We start from the raw sequence: 14099 nt of genomic DNA, 5'->3' as shown, positions 1-14099 counted from the left end.
CCGATCAGGTGAGCGCCGCCACCACGGTGTCGGCCCGCTCCTCGTGCTTGGCGTAGGCGTCCGGGAAGGCGGATACCTGCACCGCCTGGGCCGCGCCGGTGATGCTCAGGTCTGCCCAGCCGGGCACCTCGACCAACGCGGCGAAGAACGCCCGGGCCGCGTACGCCGGCCGCATGAGCTGGGCGACGGTGCCCCAGCCGCTGCTCGGGCGCTGCTGGAACAGCCCGACCGAGTCGTGGTCGGAGCCGCTGCCCTGGTGCGGGTGGTCGAACGACTCGGGCAGCCCGTCGTTGGCCAGGTTGTGCAGGTCGCTCTCCTGCATGGCGGTGGCCACCGCCACCACGAGCGCCCGGCGCGGCAGCTTCATCTGCCGCCCGACGTCGACGATGGCCTTCGCGTTGTCCATCTGCCGTTGGTCGAGGCCGGCGACCGGCCGTGGGCGCACCGGGCGCGTGGCCCTCGTCGGCGCCTTCCTGGTTGCCGGTGCGGGGCTCGGCGTGGCGGCCGGGGCCGGGGTGGCGACCGGCGGCGCGACGCGGGTGAAGTCCCGGGAGGCGCGTTGCTCGGTGGCGGCCCGGTCGGCGAGCGCCGCACCGACCTCCAGGTGCTGGTGTCCGGCCTCACCGACGCCGACCACGCCGATGAGACCGAGGCAGCAGGTGACGCCGGCGGTGACCGCGAGTCGGCCGGGCACGGAACGCCCGGGGCCGCGGCGGGGCGGTTCCGGGGCGCGGTGTCGCCCTACCCGCCGTTCGGCCGATGCCGGGTCGATCGTTCGGCGAACCGGGCGCGTCGCGGGCGGTGTCGGGGGATGGGGGTGGTCGGGGGGCACGCGCCGAGGTTAGAGATCTTCCCGGCCCTTGCCATCGGGCCACTTGGTGGGATGCGCCACAGTTTGCCGGAATCAGCCGTCACATAACCGTCGGTAGCCCAGAAACGGCATGTACCTCGCGTGTCGTAAACATCTCGCATGCCGGCTTGGCCGGCAGGAAACGGGCGTCGGACGATCGGCGCAGCCACCGCCGGGGGCCTCACCCGTTCGGCCTAGCCACACCCCGTCACCTGGCCCGCCGCCATCCGCCGGCCCACCGATGCGACCGGATGCCGCGCACCGCCGAATCGGCCCCTCGCCCCACCCGGCCGCTCGATAGGATGCGGACGGTGACGGGGCAGATGATCGACGAGCGGCCGGCCGGTGAAGCAGCCGGCCGCCGGGGGCGGCGGGGGATGGGCGTCATCGTCGGCGCTGTGCTGCTCAGCGCGCTCCTCGTGACCGCCGGTTTCCGCTGGTGAGACGACCGGTCAGTGCCGGCCGTTCTCCGCCGGGGTCACCGTGAGCCGATGCCGGCTCGGGTCGCCGCTGGAGAACGGCCAGAGCCGGTCGGCGTACGCGACCAGCTCCGACAGCTGCTCCCGGGTGAGCCCGGCCGAGGAGATCTCGGCGTGCACGTCGGCGCGGTAGCAGCCGTCGTCGTCGCGGCCCAGCTTCGCCTCCGCGGTCACCTGCACGGTGTGTGCCTCGTCGGTGATCTCGCCGGCCGCCTCCACCGCGGCGTGGTGCAGGCACGACGCGAACGCGGCGGCCAGGAGCTGCTCCGGCGTCAGGCCGGTGCAGTGCGGCGCCAGCGGCGACGCCAGGGCGGAGGAGAGACCGCCGTCGTCGGTGCGTACGTGACCACCCGCCGCGGTCGCCGTGGCCGACTCGGCCAGCCAGGAACTCGGATCCGGCATCGCGTTCCTCCCGTCACTCACCGGCAGGCGTTCCCGGCACCCGAGCGGCGAAACCGCGGCCGGGTGGGCAGTACGCTCAGCGGATCCCCCCGCTCGTGGCGGCGTCCACCGCCATCGCCTCGGTCACCTCGGCGGCGGCCCGGTCGGTCCACGGCGACACCTCCGGCACGCGCTGCCGGGGCAGCAGCACGGTCATCGGCACGTAGATGCGCGCGTCCACCGCCTCGGCCAGCAGCAGCGCGGCCATCGGGCTGGTCGGCCGCACGGCCGGATCGGAGTCGAGGCAGCGCTCGCAGAGCTGCGCCACCTCGGCCGGCAACCCGGGGATCTCCGGCAACGGGTGCGGCGGCCGGCGGCGGCGCGCGCCGAGCAGTTGGGTGGTGCTGTCGGCCTCGTACGGCAGCCGCCCGGTCAGGCAGTAGTAGAGCAGCACGCCGAGCGCGTACATGTCGGCGGCCGGCGTGGCCGGCTGCCGGTCGAGCTGCTCCGGGGCCAGATAGGCCGGGGTGCCCACCACGATCCCCGCCGGCGTGTGGTCCGGTGCGCCGGTCGGGGTGGCGATGCCGAAGTCGAGCACCTTCACGCCGGACGGTGTGAGGATCACGTTCGCCGGCTTCACGTCCCGGTGCACGATGCCGTGCCCGTGCGCGGCGGCCAGGGCGGCGCACACCTCGGCGCAGACCCGCACCGCGATGCGCCAGTCCAGCGGTCCGGCGCGCAGGTGCGCGGCGAGCGTCTCGCCCTCGGCCAGCTCCATCACGATGTACGGGACCGACCGCCCGTCCGGCAGCGTGGCGGTGCCGAAGTCGTGCACGCTGGCGACGTTCGGGTGCACCAGCCGGGCCGCCGAGCGGGCCTCGGCCTGGATGCGTTGCACCGAGCCGGCGTCGTCGTCGAGCCCGGGCGTGATCAGTTTGATCGCGACGGTCCGGTCCAGCACGCGGTCGTGGGCCCGCCATACCTCCGACATCCCGCCGAGGCCGGCTCGCTGTTCGAGCTCGTACCGCCCGCCCAGCGTCCTCATCGACCACTCCTCGTCCTCGTCCGGTTCCCCCGGGTTCCGCTACCCGGCGCCCGAGCTGTGCAAACCGCCCGGACCGGGCGGGCGTCCGGGGTAGCTTCGCGAGCGGGGGTGTCGACACCGGAGGGAGGCGAGCGGTGGCGCTGGCGCGGGTGCGGTTCGTCGGCGGGCCGGCCGACGGCCTGGTCCGGGAACTGCCGGCCGGGCCGGACGGGGCGCCACCGGCCCGTTGGATCATGCGCCGTCCCGACCAGCCGGCCGACAGCGTGGCCGACCACCTCTACGAACTCGGCGGGCAGGCCGGTACGGACGGCTGGACCATGCGCTTCGTGCGCACCGAGCCGTTCGGCGCGACCGAGTGAACCGGCTCGGGTAGCCCCGCCCGCTTCCCCGCGCGTCGCCGGCACAGCTGGTACACAGGATCGGGACAGCACCGGTACAGCGGGTGCGCCCACGATGGGGAGCATGGTCATGAACGGGCAGGCCGCGCAGGGCCGGATCGAGCTGCGCCGACCGGACGGCGAACCGGTGCGGGTGCTGGTGGTCGACGACGAACCGACCCTCACCGACCTGCTCTCGATGGCTCTGCGCTACGAGGGCTGGCAGGTCAGCACCGCCGGCAACGGCACGACGGCGATCAGCGCGGCCCGGCAGTTCCGGCCGGACGCGGTGGTGCTCGACGTGATGCTGCCCGACCTGGACGGCTTCCAGGTGCTGCGCCGCCTGCGCGAGCAGTCGCCCAGCGTGCCGGTGCTCTTCCTGACCGCCCGCGACGCGGTGGAGGAGCGGATCGCCGGGCTCACCGTCGGCGGTGACGACTACGTCACCAAGCCGTTCAGCCTGGAGGAGGTGATCGCCCGGCTGCGCGCACTGTTGCGCCGTTCCGGGTTCGCGGTGGCGGCCCGGGAGGAGGCGATCCTCGCCGTCGGCGACCTCAGCCTCGACGAGGACAGCCACGAGGTCCGCCGCGGCGACGACCTGATCACGCTCACCGCTACCGAGTTCGAGCTGCTGCGCTACCTGATGCGTAATCCACGCCGGGTGCTGAGCAAGGCGCAGATCCTGGACCGGGTGTGGAACTACGACTTCGGCGGCCAGGCCAACGTGGTCGAGTTGTACATCTCGTACCTGCGCAAGAAGATCGACGCCGGCCGGCCGCCCATGATCCACACGTTGCGCGGGGCCGGCTATGTCCTCAAACCCGCCCCGTGACCACGGCGGGCGGCTGCGCCGCCGGCTGGCCGGTTGGTCGCTGCGCCGCCGGCTGGTGCTCTCCGTGGTGGCGCTGCTGGCGCTGGTCAGCGTGGTCATCGGCGGGTTGACCACGGTCGCCCTGCGCCACTTCCTGATCAGGCAGGTCGACAACCAGCTCACCTTCGGCGACCGCCGGCCCGGCGATTTCGCGCGCTGGGCCCGACCGGACTCCTACCGGCTGGACCAGCCGGCACGGCCGGTCCAGCCGGTGCCGGAGGGGGCGCCGCCGCCACCGGGCGGTTTCCCGCCGGGCTCGATCGCGGTCCGGGTGCCGCCGTCCGGTGCCGCCGCCGGGCAGATCCGGACCGAGAGCGGCAGCGCCGAGGCGGCGTCCGCCGCCGAACTGGCCACGCTTGCCGCGTTGCGTCCCACCGACCGCCCCCGCACGATCGACGTCGGTGACCGGGGGGACTACCGGGCGATCGCCGTCAACTCGCCACGGGGTGACGGCGACGTGCTGGTGCTGGCCATCCCGCTGGCCCAGGTCGAGGAGACGGTCATGTGGATGGTCGTCGCCCAGGCCGGGGTGATCGGCGCCGGCCTGGTCGTCGCCGGCGGTCTCGGCGCGCTGATCGTGCGGGGCACGCTGCGTCCGCTGAACCGGGTCGCCGCCACCGCCGCCCGGGTCACCGAGCTGCCGCTGGACCGCGGCGAGGTGGCGCTGTCGGTCCGGGTCCCGGCCGCCGACACCGACCCCCGCACCGAGGTCGGGCAGGTCGGCGGCGCGCTCAACCGGATGCTGGGCCACGTCGCCGCCGCGCTCGCCGCGCGACAGGCCAGCGAGATGCGGGTACGCCAGTTCGTCGCCGACGCCAGCCACGAGCTGCGCACGCCGCTGGCCGCCATCCGCGGCTACGCCGAGGTGGCCCGGCGCGGCCGGCAGGAGGTACCGCCGGACGTGGCGCACGCGCTGCGTCGGGTCGAGTCGGAGAGCACCCGGATGACGAGTCTCGTCGACGACCTGCTGCTGCTGGCCCGGCTGGACTCCGGTCGCCCGCTCACCGCCGAGCCGGTCGACCTCACCGCCATGGCGGTGAACGCGGTGAGCGACGCGCACGTGGCCGGCCCGGAGCACCGCTGGCAGCTCGACCTGCCGGACGAGCCGCTCACCGTCGCCGGCGACGCGCACCGGCTGCACCAGGTGTTGGCGAACCTGCTCGCCAACGCGCGGGTGCACACCCCGCCCGGCACCACGGTGACCACCCGGCTGGCGGTGGCGCCGGGTGGGGTGCGACTCGGCGTCACCGACGACGGGCCGGGCATCCCGGCGGACCTGCAACCGGAGGTGTTCGAGCGGTTCGCCCGGGGCGACAGCTCCCGCTCCCGGGCCCACGGCAGCACCGGCCTGGGCCTGGCCATCGTCGCCGCCGTGGTGGAGGCGCACCACGGCCGGGTCGAGGTGGCCAGCCGGCCCGGCCGCACCGTGTTCACCGTCTGGCTGCCCGGATCCACAGCGCAGGCCTAGCCGGTTCACGGAGGCACGCCAGCGTGCCTGGCGAGGCTGGCCGGCATGGACAGAACTGAGAGCCTGCTGACTGGTCCGCCCGCGCCCGCCGGTCCGCCCGCGCCGGCCGCCGCGCCCGTACCCGAGCCGACGCCGGCGGGCGATCCGCGCTGGGCCCGCCCGGCCCTGCTGGGCCTGCTGGCGGCCACCGGAGTGCTCTACCTGTGCGGCCTGGGCGCCTCGGGCTGGGGCAACGCCTTCTACTCGGCGGCTGCACAGGCCGGGTCGGAGAGCTGGACGGCCTTCTTCTACGGCTCCTCGGACGCGGCCAACTCGATCACCGTGGACAAGACGCCCGCCTCGCTCTGGCTGATGGCGCTCTCGGTGCGCCTCTTCGGGCTGAGCAGCTGGTCGGTCCTGGCGCCGCAGGCGCTGCTCGGCGTCGCGTCGGTCGGCGTGCTCCACGCCGCGGTCCGCCGTTGGTACGGCCCGGCGGCCGGCCTGCTCGCCGGCGCGGTCCTCGCCTCGACGCCGGTGGCCACCCTGATGTTCCGCTTCAACAACCCTGACGCGCTGCTGGTGCTCCTGCTGCTGACCGCCGCGTACGCCACGGTGCGGGCGGTCGAGACCGCGAGCACCCGGTGGCTCGCGCTGGCCGGCGTGCTGGTCGGCTTCGGCTTCCTCACCAAGATGCTCCAGGCGTTCCTGGTGATCCCGGTGTTCGCCGGCGTCTACCTGCTGGCCGCGCCGACGGGCCTCGGGGCGGCGGATCCGCCAGTTGCTGCTGGCCGGGCTGGCGGTGCTGGTCTCCGCCGGCTGGTGGGTGGCGATCGTGGAGCTGGTCCCGGCGAGCGCCCGGCCGTACATCGGCGGCTCGCAGCACAACAGCATCCTGGAGCTGACCCTCGGCTACAACGGCCTGGGCCGGATCACCGGCGACGAGGTGGGCAGCGTCGGCGGGGCTGGGCGGCCGGGCGGCGCGGGCGGGCCGTTCTCCGGGCAGGCCGGCCTGCTGCGGATGTTCGACACCGAGGTCGGTGGGCAGATCTCCTGGCTGCTGCCGGCCGCGCTGATCCTGCTGGTGGCCGGCGGGTGGCTGGCCGGGCGGTCGGCGCGGACCGACCGGCGGCGGGCCGGCCTGCTGCTCTGGGGCGGCTGGCTGCTGGTCACCGGGTTGATCTTCAGCTTCATGTCCGGCATCTTCCACGCCTACTACACGGTCGCCCTGGCGCCGGCCGTCGGCGCGCTGGTCGGCATCGGGGCCACCCTGCTGTGGCGGGCCCGGCGCGCGCCCGGCCGGTGGCGCGGGCACGGCGCCACGCTGCTCCTGGCCGGCGCGCTGGCGGTGACCGCCTGGTGGTCGTGGCGCCTGCTCGGCCGCAGCCCGGACTGGCACCCGTGGCTGCGTACCGCCGTGCTGGCCGTCGGGCTGACCACCGCCGTGCTCCTGGCCCTCCTCGACGCCCCGATGACCAAGGGGTTCGGGCCGGCCCGGGCGGTTCGCGGTGACGCGGGCGCCGTGGTCACGCCGGCTCGGGGCGGGACGGCGGGCGGACGGTGGGCCCGGTGGGCGCCGGTGGGGGTGCTGACGCTCGGGGTCCTGACGGCGCTGGGCGGCCCGGCGGCGTACGCGCTGCAGACCGCCACCACCGCGCACCGCGGCTCGATCCCCAGTGCCGGCCCGTACGTGGCGGGCGGCTTCGGTCCGGGCGGCTTCCCCGGCGGGCGGATGCCGGGCGGCGCGGAGTTCCCCGGCGGGTTCCCGGGCTTTCCGGGCGCCGGCAACGGCCAGGTTCCGGGCGGCCGGAACGGAGCCTTCCCGGGCGGCGTCCTGCCGCCGGGCTTCCCGGACGGCACCGGCGCCGGTCGGAACGGAGCCTTCCCGGGCTTGCCCGACGGCTCCGGCACCGGCCAGGACGGCGGTTCCGGTCCGGGCGACGTCGGGCGGGACGCCGGGCGCGGGCAGCGCGGCGGCGGCATGGGCGGGCTGCTCGACGCCCGCGAGCCGAGCGCCGAGATGACGGCGCTGCTCAGGGCCGACGCCGCCGACTACACCTGGGTGGCGGCCACGGTCGGCTCGAACAACGCCTCCGGCTACCAGTTGGCCACCGGGGCGCCGGTGATGCCGATCGGCGGCTTCAACGGCAGCGACCCGTCGCCGACCCTGACGGCGTTCCAGCGGTACGTGGCCGACGGCCGGATCCACTACTTCCTCGGCGGGGGCGGTTTCCGGGCCGACGGCGGCAGCAGCGCCGCGGCCGAGATCGGCGCCTGGGTGGCCGAGACCTTCACCGCGACCACCGTCGACGGGGTGACCGTGTATGACCTGAGCAGCGGAAAGCAGGGCTGACCCATGATCACCATGCCGGAGCCCCGGGCCGCCGTGCACGCCCGGCCCACCGCCGAGAGCGCCGTGCTGGACGTGGTGGTCCCGGTCCACAACGAGGAGGTCGACCTCGGCCCCGGCGTGCGGCGGCTGCACGCCTACCTGACCGCGCAGTTCCCGTATCCCTTCCGGATCACGGTGGCCGACAACGCCAGCTCCGACGGCACCCGGGCGGTGGCCGAGGCGCTCGCCGCCGAACTGCCCGAGGTGGGGGTGCTGCACCTGGCGGAGAAGGGGCGCGGACGGGCGCTGCGGGCCGCCTGGTCGGCGTCGCCGGCGCCGGTGCTCGCCTACCTGGACGTGGACCTCAGCACCGACCTGGCGGCACTGCCACCGCTTGTCGCGCCGCTGCTGTCCGGCCACTCCGACCTGGCCATCGGCACCCGGTTGGCGCGCACCAGCCGGGTTGTCCGGGGCGCCAAACGGGAGGTGATCTCCCGGGGCTACAACCTGTTGCTGCGCGGCACGCTCGCGGTGCGCTTCTCCGACGCGCAGTGCGGCTTCAAGGCGATCCGCGCGGACGTGGCCGCCGAGCTGCTGCCCCTGGTCCAGGACACCGGTTGGTTCTTCGACACCGAGCTGCTGGTGCTGGCCCAACGGGCCGGGCTGCGGATCCACGAGGTGCCGGTGGACTGGATCGACGATCCGGACAGCCGGGTCGACGTCGTCGCCACCGCGCTGGCCGACCTGCGGGGCATCGGGCGGCTGGGCCGCGCGCTGGTCACCGGCGCGCTACCACTGGCCCGGCTGCGCGCGCAGCTCGGCCGGGGGCCGCTGCCGGCGCCGCCGGCACAGGTCCCGGCCGGGCTGCCCCGCCAGCTCGCCCGCTTCGCCGCGGTAGGGGTGGCCAGCACGCTCGCGTACCTGCTGCTCTTCCTGGCGGCCCGCGGCCCGCTCGGTGCGCAACCGGCGAACCTGTCGGCGTTGCTGCTGACCGCGGTGGCCAACACGGCGGCCAACCGGCGGCTCACGTTCGGCGTCACCGGCCGCCGGCACGCCGGGCGGCACCACCTCCAGGGGCTGCTCGCCTTCGCCCTCGGCCTGGCCCTGACCAGCGGCTCGCTGGCGCTCCTGCACGCGCTCACCGCCCCGCCGCGCGCGGCGGAGCTGGCGGTGCTGGTGGCGGCGAACCTCATCGCCACCGCCCTGCGTTTCCTCCTGCTCCGCCTGGCCCTGCACCACCACCCCTGACAGTGGCCCGTCGATCATGAAGTTGGCGGTGGCGACACGCCGGGGCAGGTGCGGCCAACCTCATGATCGACGGCGGGTGGCAGGGTGGCGGCGTGTACTCGGAACAGGCAGTGCGGGGGGCGGTGCGGTGGGCGAGTGTGTCGTCCGGGGCGGGGCCGGTCCGGGTGCTGCCGGACGGGTGCCTGGACCTGCTCTGGTCCAGCCGGGCCGGGCTGCTGGTCGCCGGGCCGGACCGCACCGCGCACCTGTCGCGCTCGGCGCCGGGGGAGCGGTGGATCGGGCTGCGGCTGCCACCGGGCGTCGGCCCGGCCGTGCTCGGGGTGCCCGCCGAGGAGCTGCGGGACCAACGCGTCCCGCTCGCCGACCTGTGGGGTCGCGCCGCCGGTGACCTGGCCGAGCGGGTCGAGGCGGCGACGGCGCGGCCAGGCTGGTCGGCGGGCGGCGCCACGGTCCTCCAGGAGGTGGCGCGGGCGCGGCTGCGGGCCGCCGGTGGGCCCGACCCGCTCGGCGCCCACGTCGCCGCCCGGCTCGCCACCGGCGCGACGGTGGCCGCGACCGCCGCCGAGGTCGGCCTCGGGGTGCGGGCCCTGCACCGGCGCAGCCGGCTCCTCTTCGGGTACGGCCCGAAGACGCTCGCCCGCATCCTGCGCATGCGCCGCGCGCTCGACCTGGCCCGTGGCGGCGCGCCGCTCGCCGAGGTGGCGGCGCGGACCGGGTACGCCGACCAGGCCCACCTCACCCGTGACGTGCGGGAACTGGCCGGGGTGCCGCCGACGCGGCTGCTCGCCCCGCCCGCCGGCTGAACCCGGCCGGTGAGCCGCCCGGCCGGTCAGCCGGGCGGCAGCGGTGCGAACAGGTCCACGCCGTTGCCGTCCGGGTCGCGCACGACCGCGTACCGCTGACCCCAGACCGCGTCCCACGGGGGCAGTTCCCCGTGGTGACCGGCCGCGGTCAGCTCGGCGTACCAGCGATCCACCTCGCCCGGGTCGGCGCAGCGGAAGGCGATGCTCATCCGCGAGTTGCCGCCGGCCGGGTCGAAGCCGGGCCGGAAACCGCGGATGGTCTCGACCGTGTCGAAGGCCAGCCGCACGCCGCCGGGCAGAGCGACCTCCACGTGCGGTGCGGCCTCGGCGCCGGCCGGGATCGGCAGGCCCAGGCGGCGATAGAAGTCGAGGGTCCTGGCCATGTCGGTGACGACCGTCCCGACGAGATCGAACTGCGGTGTCATGCCCATCACGCTAGGCGCACCTGGACCGGTCCGTCTTGAACGGATCGGACGGGCAGGAGTCCCGGGTGTACCCGCGCGGTGTCCGGTCGACAGCGTACGGTAGGGGACGAGTCCGTCTTTGAGCAATAAAGCTCGCGTACCGGACAAGGCACCTTGACCGGCGAAGGAAAGGAAAGCAGCCGTGACGCACCTGGCCTACCTGGACGCGGGATCCGGCAGTCTCATCGTGCAGGCGGTGGTCGGCGGGGTGGCCGGAGTGGCCGTGGCCGCCAAGCTCTACTGGCGCCGACTGGTGAGCCGGTTCCGTCGCCAGCCCACCGACCAGGGCTGACGGCGTGACGATCCCCGACACCGGCGTCCGCGCCGAACCCGGCTCCTTCCGCGATCCGGGCAACCGGGTCTTCCACCACGGGCCGGAGGTGCTGCGCGGGCTCGACGAACGCGCCGCCCGTGACTGGCGGGCGCTGTCCGCCAGCGACCTCTTCCGCGACCTCACCGCCGCCGGCCACCTCGTCGGCACCGAGGAGCTGACCCCGACGCCTGTCGACTCGCCCTGGGCCGCCGTGCTGCGGCACGACCGCATCCCGTTCGTCTCGCACCCCTACGAGTGGTCGTACGCGATGCTCCGCGACGCGGCGCTGCTGCACCTGGACGTGCTGCGGACCGCGCTGGAGGCCGGCTTCACCACCAAGGACGGCTCCGCCTACAACGTGCAGTGGCGCGGCACCCGCCCGGTGTTCATCGACGTCGGCTCGTTCGAGGCGCTGCGGGACGGCGAACCCTGGGCCGGCTACCGGCAGTTCTGCCAGACGTTGCTCTACCCGCTGCTGATCCAGGCCCACCTCGGGCTGGACTTCCAGCCGTTCCTGCGGGCCCGCGTCGACGGCGTCGAGCCGGAGCAGATGCGGCGGCTGTTCGCCGGGACCCGCCGCTGGCGCGCCGGCGTGCCCACCCACGTGCACTTGCACGGCGCCATGCAGACCCGCAACTCCGGCGCCAGCACCACCGAGGTCCGCGCCCAGCTACGCGCCGCCGGCTTCTCCCGCGAGCTGGCCCTGGCCACCGTCCGCGGGCTGACCCGGCTGGTCCGTCGCCTCCACCACGCGCCGGGCGACAGCCACTGGTCGGACTACCAGCGCACCTGCGCCTACTCGGTGCCCGACCGGCAGGCCAAGGAGGCCTTCGTCGAACGGGCGGTGGCCGCCGTCGGCCCCGGCTCGGCGCTGGACCTGGGCGCCAACGACGGCCGGTACGCCCGCATCGCGGCCCGGCACGCCGCGCACGTGGTCGCCGTCGAGCAGGACCCGGCCGTGGTCGACACGCTCTACCGCGCGCTACGCGACGAGGGGGAACGACGGATCCTGCCGTTGGTGATGGACCTGGCCGACCCGTCGCCCGGTGGTGGCTGGCGGGGCGTCGAGCGGGCCGCGTTCGCCGACCGGGCGCGCGCCGACGTGGTGCTCGCCCTGGCGGTGGCGCACCACCTGGCGATCGGGCGCAACGTGCCGCTGCCCGAGGTGCTCGACCAGCTCGTCGCGCTCACCGCGACCGGCGGCAGCCTGGTGGTGGAGTTCGTCCACCCGGACGACCCGATGGCCCGCCGGTTGCTGGCCAACAAGCCCGACGGGCTCTTCCCCGACTACCGGCGGGACGTCTTCGAGGCGCTGCTGGCCCGGCACGGTCGGGTGGTGGCCCGCGCCGAGCTGCCGTCCGGCACCCGCACGCTCTACCAGGTGGTGGTGGGTGACTGAGGGCACCCTCGCACCGGTGCCGGAGCGTACCGCCGCCACCGGCCGGCCCCGGCGCCGCCGCCGCTGGCGGGCCGAGGCGGCGCGGCTGGCCGAGGTGGTGGCGCTGGTCGGCCTCGTCGTCACCCAGCCGCTGCTGGACGTGCTCGGCCGCAGCCCCGACTTCTTCCTCTTCCACCGGGCCTCCCGGGGCGACGTGCTGCTCCTGGTCGCCCTGATCGCGCTGGCGCCCACGCTGCCGTTCGCGGCGCTCGGCGCGCTCGCCCTGCTCGGCGGACGGGTCACCCGGACCGTGGTGCACACGCTGCTGGTGGGACTGCTGCTCGCCGCGCTCGCGGTCCAGGTCGGCCGGCACCTGACGCCGCTTCGGGGCGTACCCCTGCTGCTGGTGGCCGGCGGGGCGGGCGCCGCCGCGGCGGCCGTGCACCGGCGGTGGCGAGCGCTGCGTCGGGTGCTGCGGGTGGCCGCGGTCGGCCCGGTGCTCTTCGTCGGGCTGTTCCTGTTCGCGTCGCCGGCCTCGGCGGTGGTGCTGCCGGAGGGGCACGGCGGCGCGGCCGGCGTGGCCGGGGCGGGCGCGCACCCGCCCGTGGTCATGATCGTGCTGGACGAGCTGCCGCTGGTGTCCCTGCTCGGCCCGGACGGGCGGATCGACGCCACCCGCTACCCGAACTTCGCCGCGCTGGCCGCCGGATCGACCTGGTACCGCAACGCCACCGGGGTCAGCGGCTGGACGCCCTACGCGCTGCCGGCCATGCTCAGCGGGCGCTACCCGCAGCGGGCCGTCGCGCCGCACTACTCGCAGTATCCGGACAACCTGTTCACCGCGCTCGGCGGCCTCTACCAGATCAAGGCCGAGGAGAGCATCACCCGGCTCTGCCCGCCCAGCCGCTGCGAGCAGGCGGCCAGCCCGCAACAGGGGATCGGGGTGCTGGCCCGGGAGAGCGGCAAGCTGCTGCGCCAGCTCACCGCACCGGTGGACAGCCGGATCGACCCGGAGGACTCCTACCGGGAGCAGACCGCGGCCGAGGCCGGGCTGGACGCCGCCGAGCCGGTGCCCGACGACCCGAAGTTCCGCTGGGACACGCTCGACGACAACCAACCCGCCCGGTTCGCCGCGTTCCTCGCCGGGCTGCACCCCGCCGACCGACCCACACTGCACTTCCTGCACCTGCTGATGCCGCACTCGCCGTGGGCGTACCTGCCCTCCGGCGCGCACTACGACGCGCCCGAGGACCTGCCCAACGACGGCGTCGGCTGGGTGGACCTGGCCCGCGCCCGGCACCTGGCCCAGCTCGGCTACACCGACCGGCTGATCGGCGAGACGTTGCGCACGCTGCGCGCCACCGGCCTCTACGACCAGGCGCTGGTGCTCCTCACCGCGGACCACGGGGTGAGCTTCCGGCGGGACTGGCAGGGGCGGGGGATGGGCGCCATCGACCACGCCGCCGACCAGGTGGCCTGGGTGCCGATGTTCGTCAAGGAGCCGGGCCAGCGCGCCGGCCGGGTGGACGACCGCAACTGGGAACACGTCGACCTGCTGCCCACGATCGCCGACGAAACCCACCTGCGGGTGCCGTGGCGGATGGACGGTGTCTCGGCGCAGGCCGCCCCACGGGAGCGGACCGACAAGCGCTTCTACGACCGGCCCGGGCAGCCGGTGACGATCACCGGTGGGCCGCCCGCGCCGGTGCCGCTGCCCGCCGTCGACCCGCTGGTCGGCACCCGGGTCGGCGCGGCGCCGACCGGCGGTTCCGCCACCGTGGCGAACCGGGCCGCGTTCGACGCGGTCGACCCGAGCCGCGGGCTGCCGGCGCTGGTCTGGGGCACCGTGCCCGACGGCGTGCCGGACGGCGCCCGGCTCGCGGTCGCGGTCAACGGCACGGTCGCCGCAGTGGTGCCGGTGGTGCCGCCGGACACCGGTGGGCGGCGGTTCGCCGCGTTCGTCGGCGACGACCGGCTCTTCGCCGCCGGGGCCAACCGCCTCGACCTCTACCGGGTCGACGCCGGCGGGGCGCTGCGACACCTCGACCTGTCCTGATCCACGCACCCGGCCGGTTTCCGACCCAGCAAGTCGGGAATGAGGTGACGCATACCTC

Annotated in this window: 13 protein-coding genes and 1 pseudogene; 10 read left to right on the top strand and 4 right to left on the bottom strand. The window is 75.4% G+C overall.

Annotation, left to right across the window (positions count from 1 at the left end):
* Window positions 1–4: 4 nt before the first annotated feature.
* Complete coding sequence (locus AB0H28_RS11170; RefSeq protein ID WP_358037105.1) at window positions 5–694, bottom strand: hypothetical protein; 690 nt, start codon at window positions 692–694, stop codon at window positions 5–7.
* Window positions 695–1161: 467 nt separating this feature from the next.
* Here AB0H28_RS11170 and AB0H28_RS11165 point away from each other — a divergent pair, with 467 nt between their 5' ends.
* A complete protein-coding gene (locus AB0H28_RS11165; protein ID WP_358037103.1) occupies window positions 1162–1293 on the top strand; it encodes a hypothetical protein in 132 nt (43 codons plus the stop codon).
* Between the two features lie 9 nt (window positions 1294–1302).
* Here the strand turns inward: AB0H28_RS11165 and AB0H28_RS11160 are convergent, their stop codons facing one another.
* Window positions 1303–1731 (bottom strand): OsmC family protein, encoded by a 429-nt coding sequence (locus tag AB0H28_RS11160; protein ID WP_358037100.1) that lies wholly within the window; start codon window positions 1729–1731, stop codon window positions 1303–1305.
* A 76-nt stretch (window positions 1732–1807) separates the two neighbouring features.
* Window positions 1808–2755: a serine/threonine-protein kinase gene (locus AB0H28_RS11155; protein ID WP_358037097.1), complete on the bottom strand. Its 948-nt coding sequence runs from the start codon at window positions 2753–2755 to the stop codon at window positions 1808–1810.
* A 134-nt stretch (window positions 2756–2889) separates the two neighbouring features.
* Between AB0H28_RS11155 and AB0H28_RS11150 the strand changes: the two genes are divergently transcribed.
* From AB0H28_RS11150 to AB0H28_RS11125, 6 genes and pseudogenes are all read left to right on the top strand, one after another.
* On the top strand, window positions 2890–3114 hold the full coding sequence (locus AB0H28_RS11150; protein ID WP_358037094.1) for a hypothetical protein: 225 nt from the start codon (window positions 2890–2892) through the stop codon (window positions 3112–3114).
* A 94-nt stretch (window positions 3115–3208) separates the two neighbouring features.
* The gene (locus tag AB0H28_RS11145; RefSeq protein WP_358037091.1) at window positions 3209–3964 is read left to right on the top strand and encodes a response regulator transcription factor; all 756 of its coding nucleotides are present in this window, start codon (window positions 3209–3211) and stop codon (window positions 3962–3964) included.
* Window positions 3942–5471, top strand: a complete 1530-nt coding sequence (locus AB0H28_RS11140; RefSeq protein WP_358037088.1) for an ATP-binding protein — start codon at window positions 3942–3944, stop codon at window positions 5469–5471. The genes AB0H28_RS11145 and AB0H28_RS11140 overlap by 23 nt, the downstream gene beginning before the upstream one ends.
* A gap of 45 nt (window positions 5472–5516) precedes the next feature.
* Window positions 5517–7800: pseudogene (locus AB0H28_RS11135) on the top strand (glycosyltransferase family 39 protein).
* Window positions 7801–7812: 12 nt separating this feature from the next.
* Window positions 7813–9027: a dolichyl-phosphate beta-glucosyltransferase gene (locus AB0H28_RS11130; protein ID WP_358037420.1), complete on the top strand. Its 1215-nt coding sequence runs from the start codon at window positions 7813–7815 to the stop codon at window positions 9025–9027.
* 92 nt (window positions 9028–9119) lie between these two features.
* Window positions 9120–9830: a helix-turn-helix transcriptional regulator gene (locus tag AB0H28_RS11125; protein WP_358037417.1), complete on the top strand. Its 711-nt coding sequence runs from the start codon at window positions 9120–9122 to the stop codon at window positions 9828–9830.
* A 26-nt stretch (window positions 9831–9856) separates the two neighbouring features.
* Here the strand turns inward: AB0H28_RS11125 and AB0H28_RS11120 are convergent, their stop codons facing one another.
* A complete protein-coding gene (locus AB0H28_RS11120) occupies window positions 9857–10255 on the bottom strand; it encodes a VOC family protein (protein WP_358037085.1) in 399 nt (132 codons plus the stop codon).
* A 181-nt stretch (window positions 10256–10436) separates the two neighbouring features.
* Here AB0H28_RS11120 and AB0H28_RS11115 point away from each other — a divergent pair, with 181 nt between their 5' ends.
* Genes AB0H28_RS11115 through AB0H28_RS11105 form a run of 3 tightly spaced genes read left to right on the top strand, consistent with a single transcriptional unit; the run spans window position 10437 to window position 14041 of the window.
* Window positions 10437–10586 carry a hypothetical protein gene (locus tag AB0H28_RS11115; RefSeq protein ID WP_172967795.1) on the top strand — a complete coding sequence of 50 codons (150 nt, stop codon included), beginning with the start codon at window positions 10437–10439 and terminating at the stop codon, window positions 10584–10586.
* A 4-nt stretch (window positions 10587–10590) separates the two neighbouring features.
* Window positions 10591–12006, top strand: coding sequence for a methyltransferase domain-containing protein (locus AB0H28_RS11110; protein WP_358037082.1), 1416 nt, complete (start codon window positions 10591–10593; stop codon window positions 12004–12006).
* 16 nt (window positions 12007–12022) lie between these two features.
* Window positions 12023–14041 carry a sulfatase-like hydrolase/transferase gene (locus tag AB0H28_RS11105; RefSeq protein ID WP_358037414.1) on the top strand — a complete coding sequence of 673 codons (2019 nt, stop codon included), beginning with the start codon at window positions 12023–12025 and terminating at the stop codon, window positions 14039–14041.
* Window positions 14042–14099 lie beyond the last annotated feature (58 nt).

It is taken from the genome of Micromonospora sp. NPDC050980 (assembly GCF_040653835.1).
In the GTDB taxonomy this organism is placed as follows: Bacteria; Actinomycetota; Actinomycetes; order Mycobacteriales; family Micromonosporaceae; genus Micromonospora.
The sequence above is the reverse complement of the archived record's forward strand: the minus strand, read 5'-3'. Positions and strand labels throughout refer to the sequence as shown.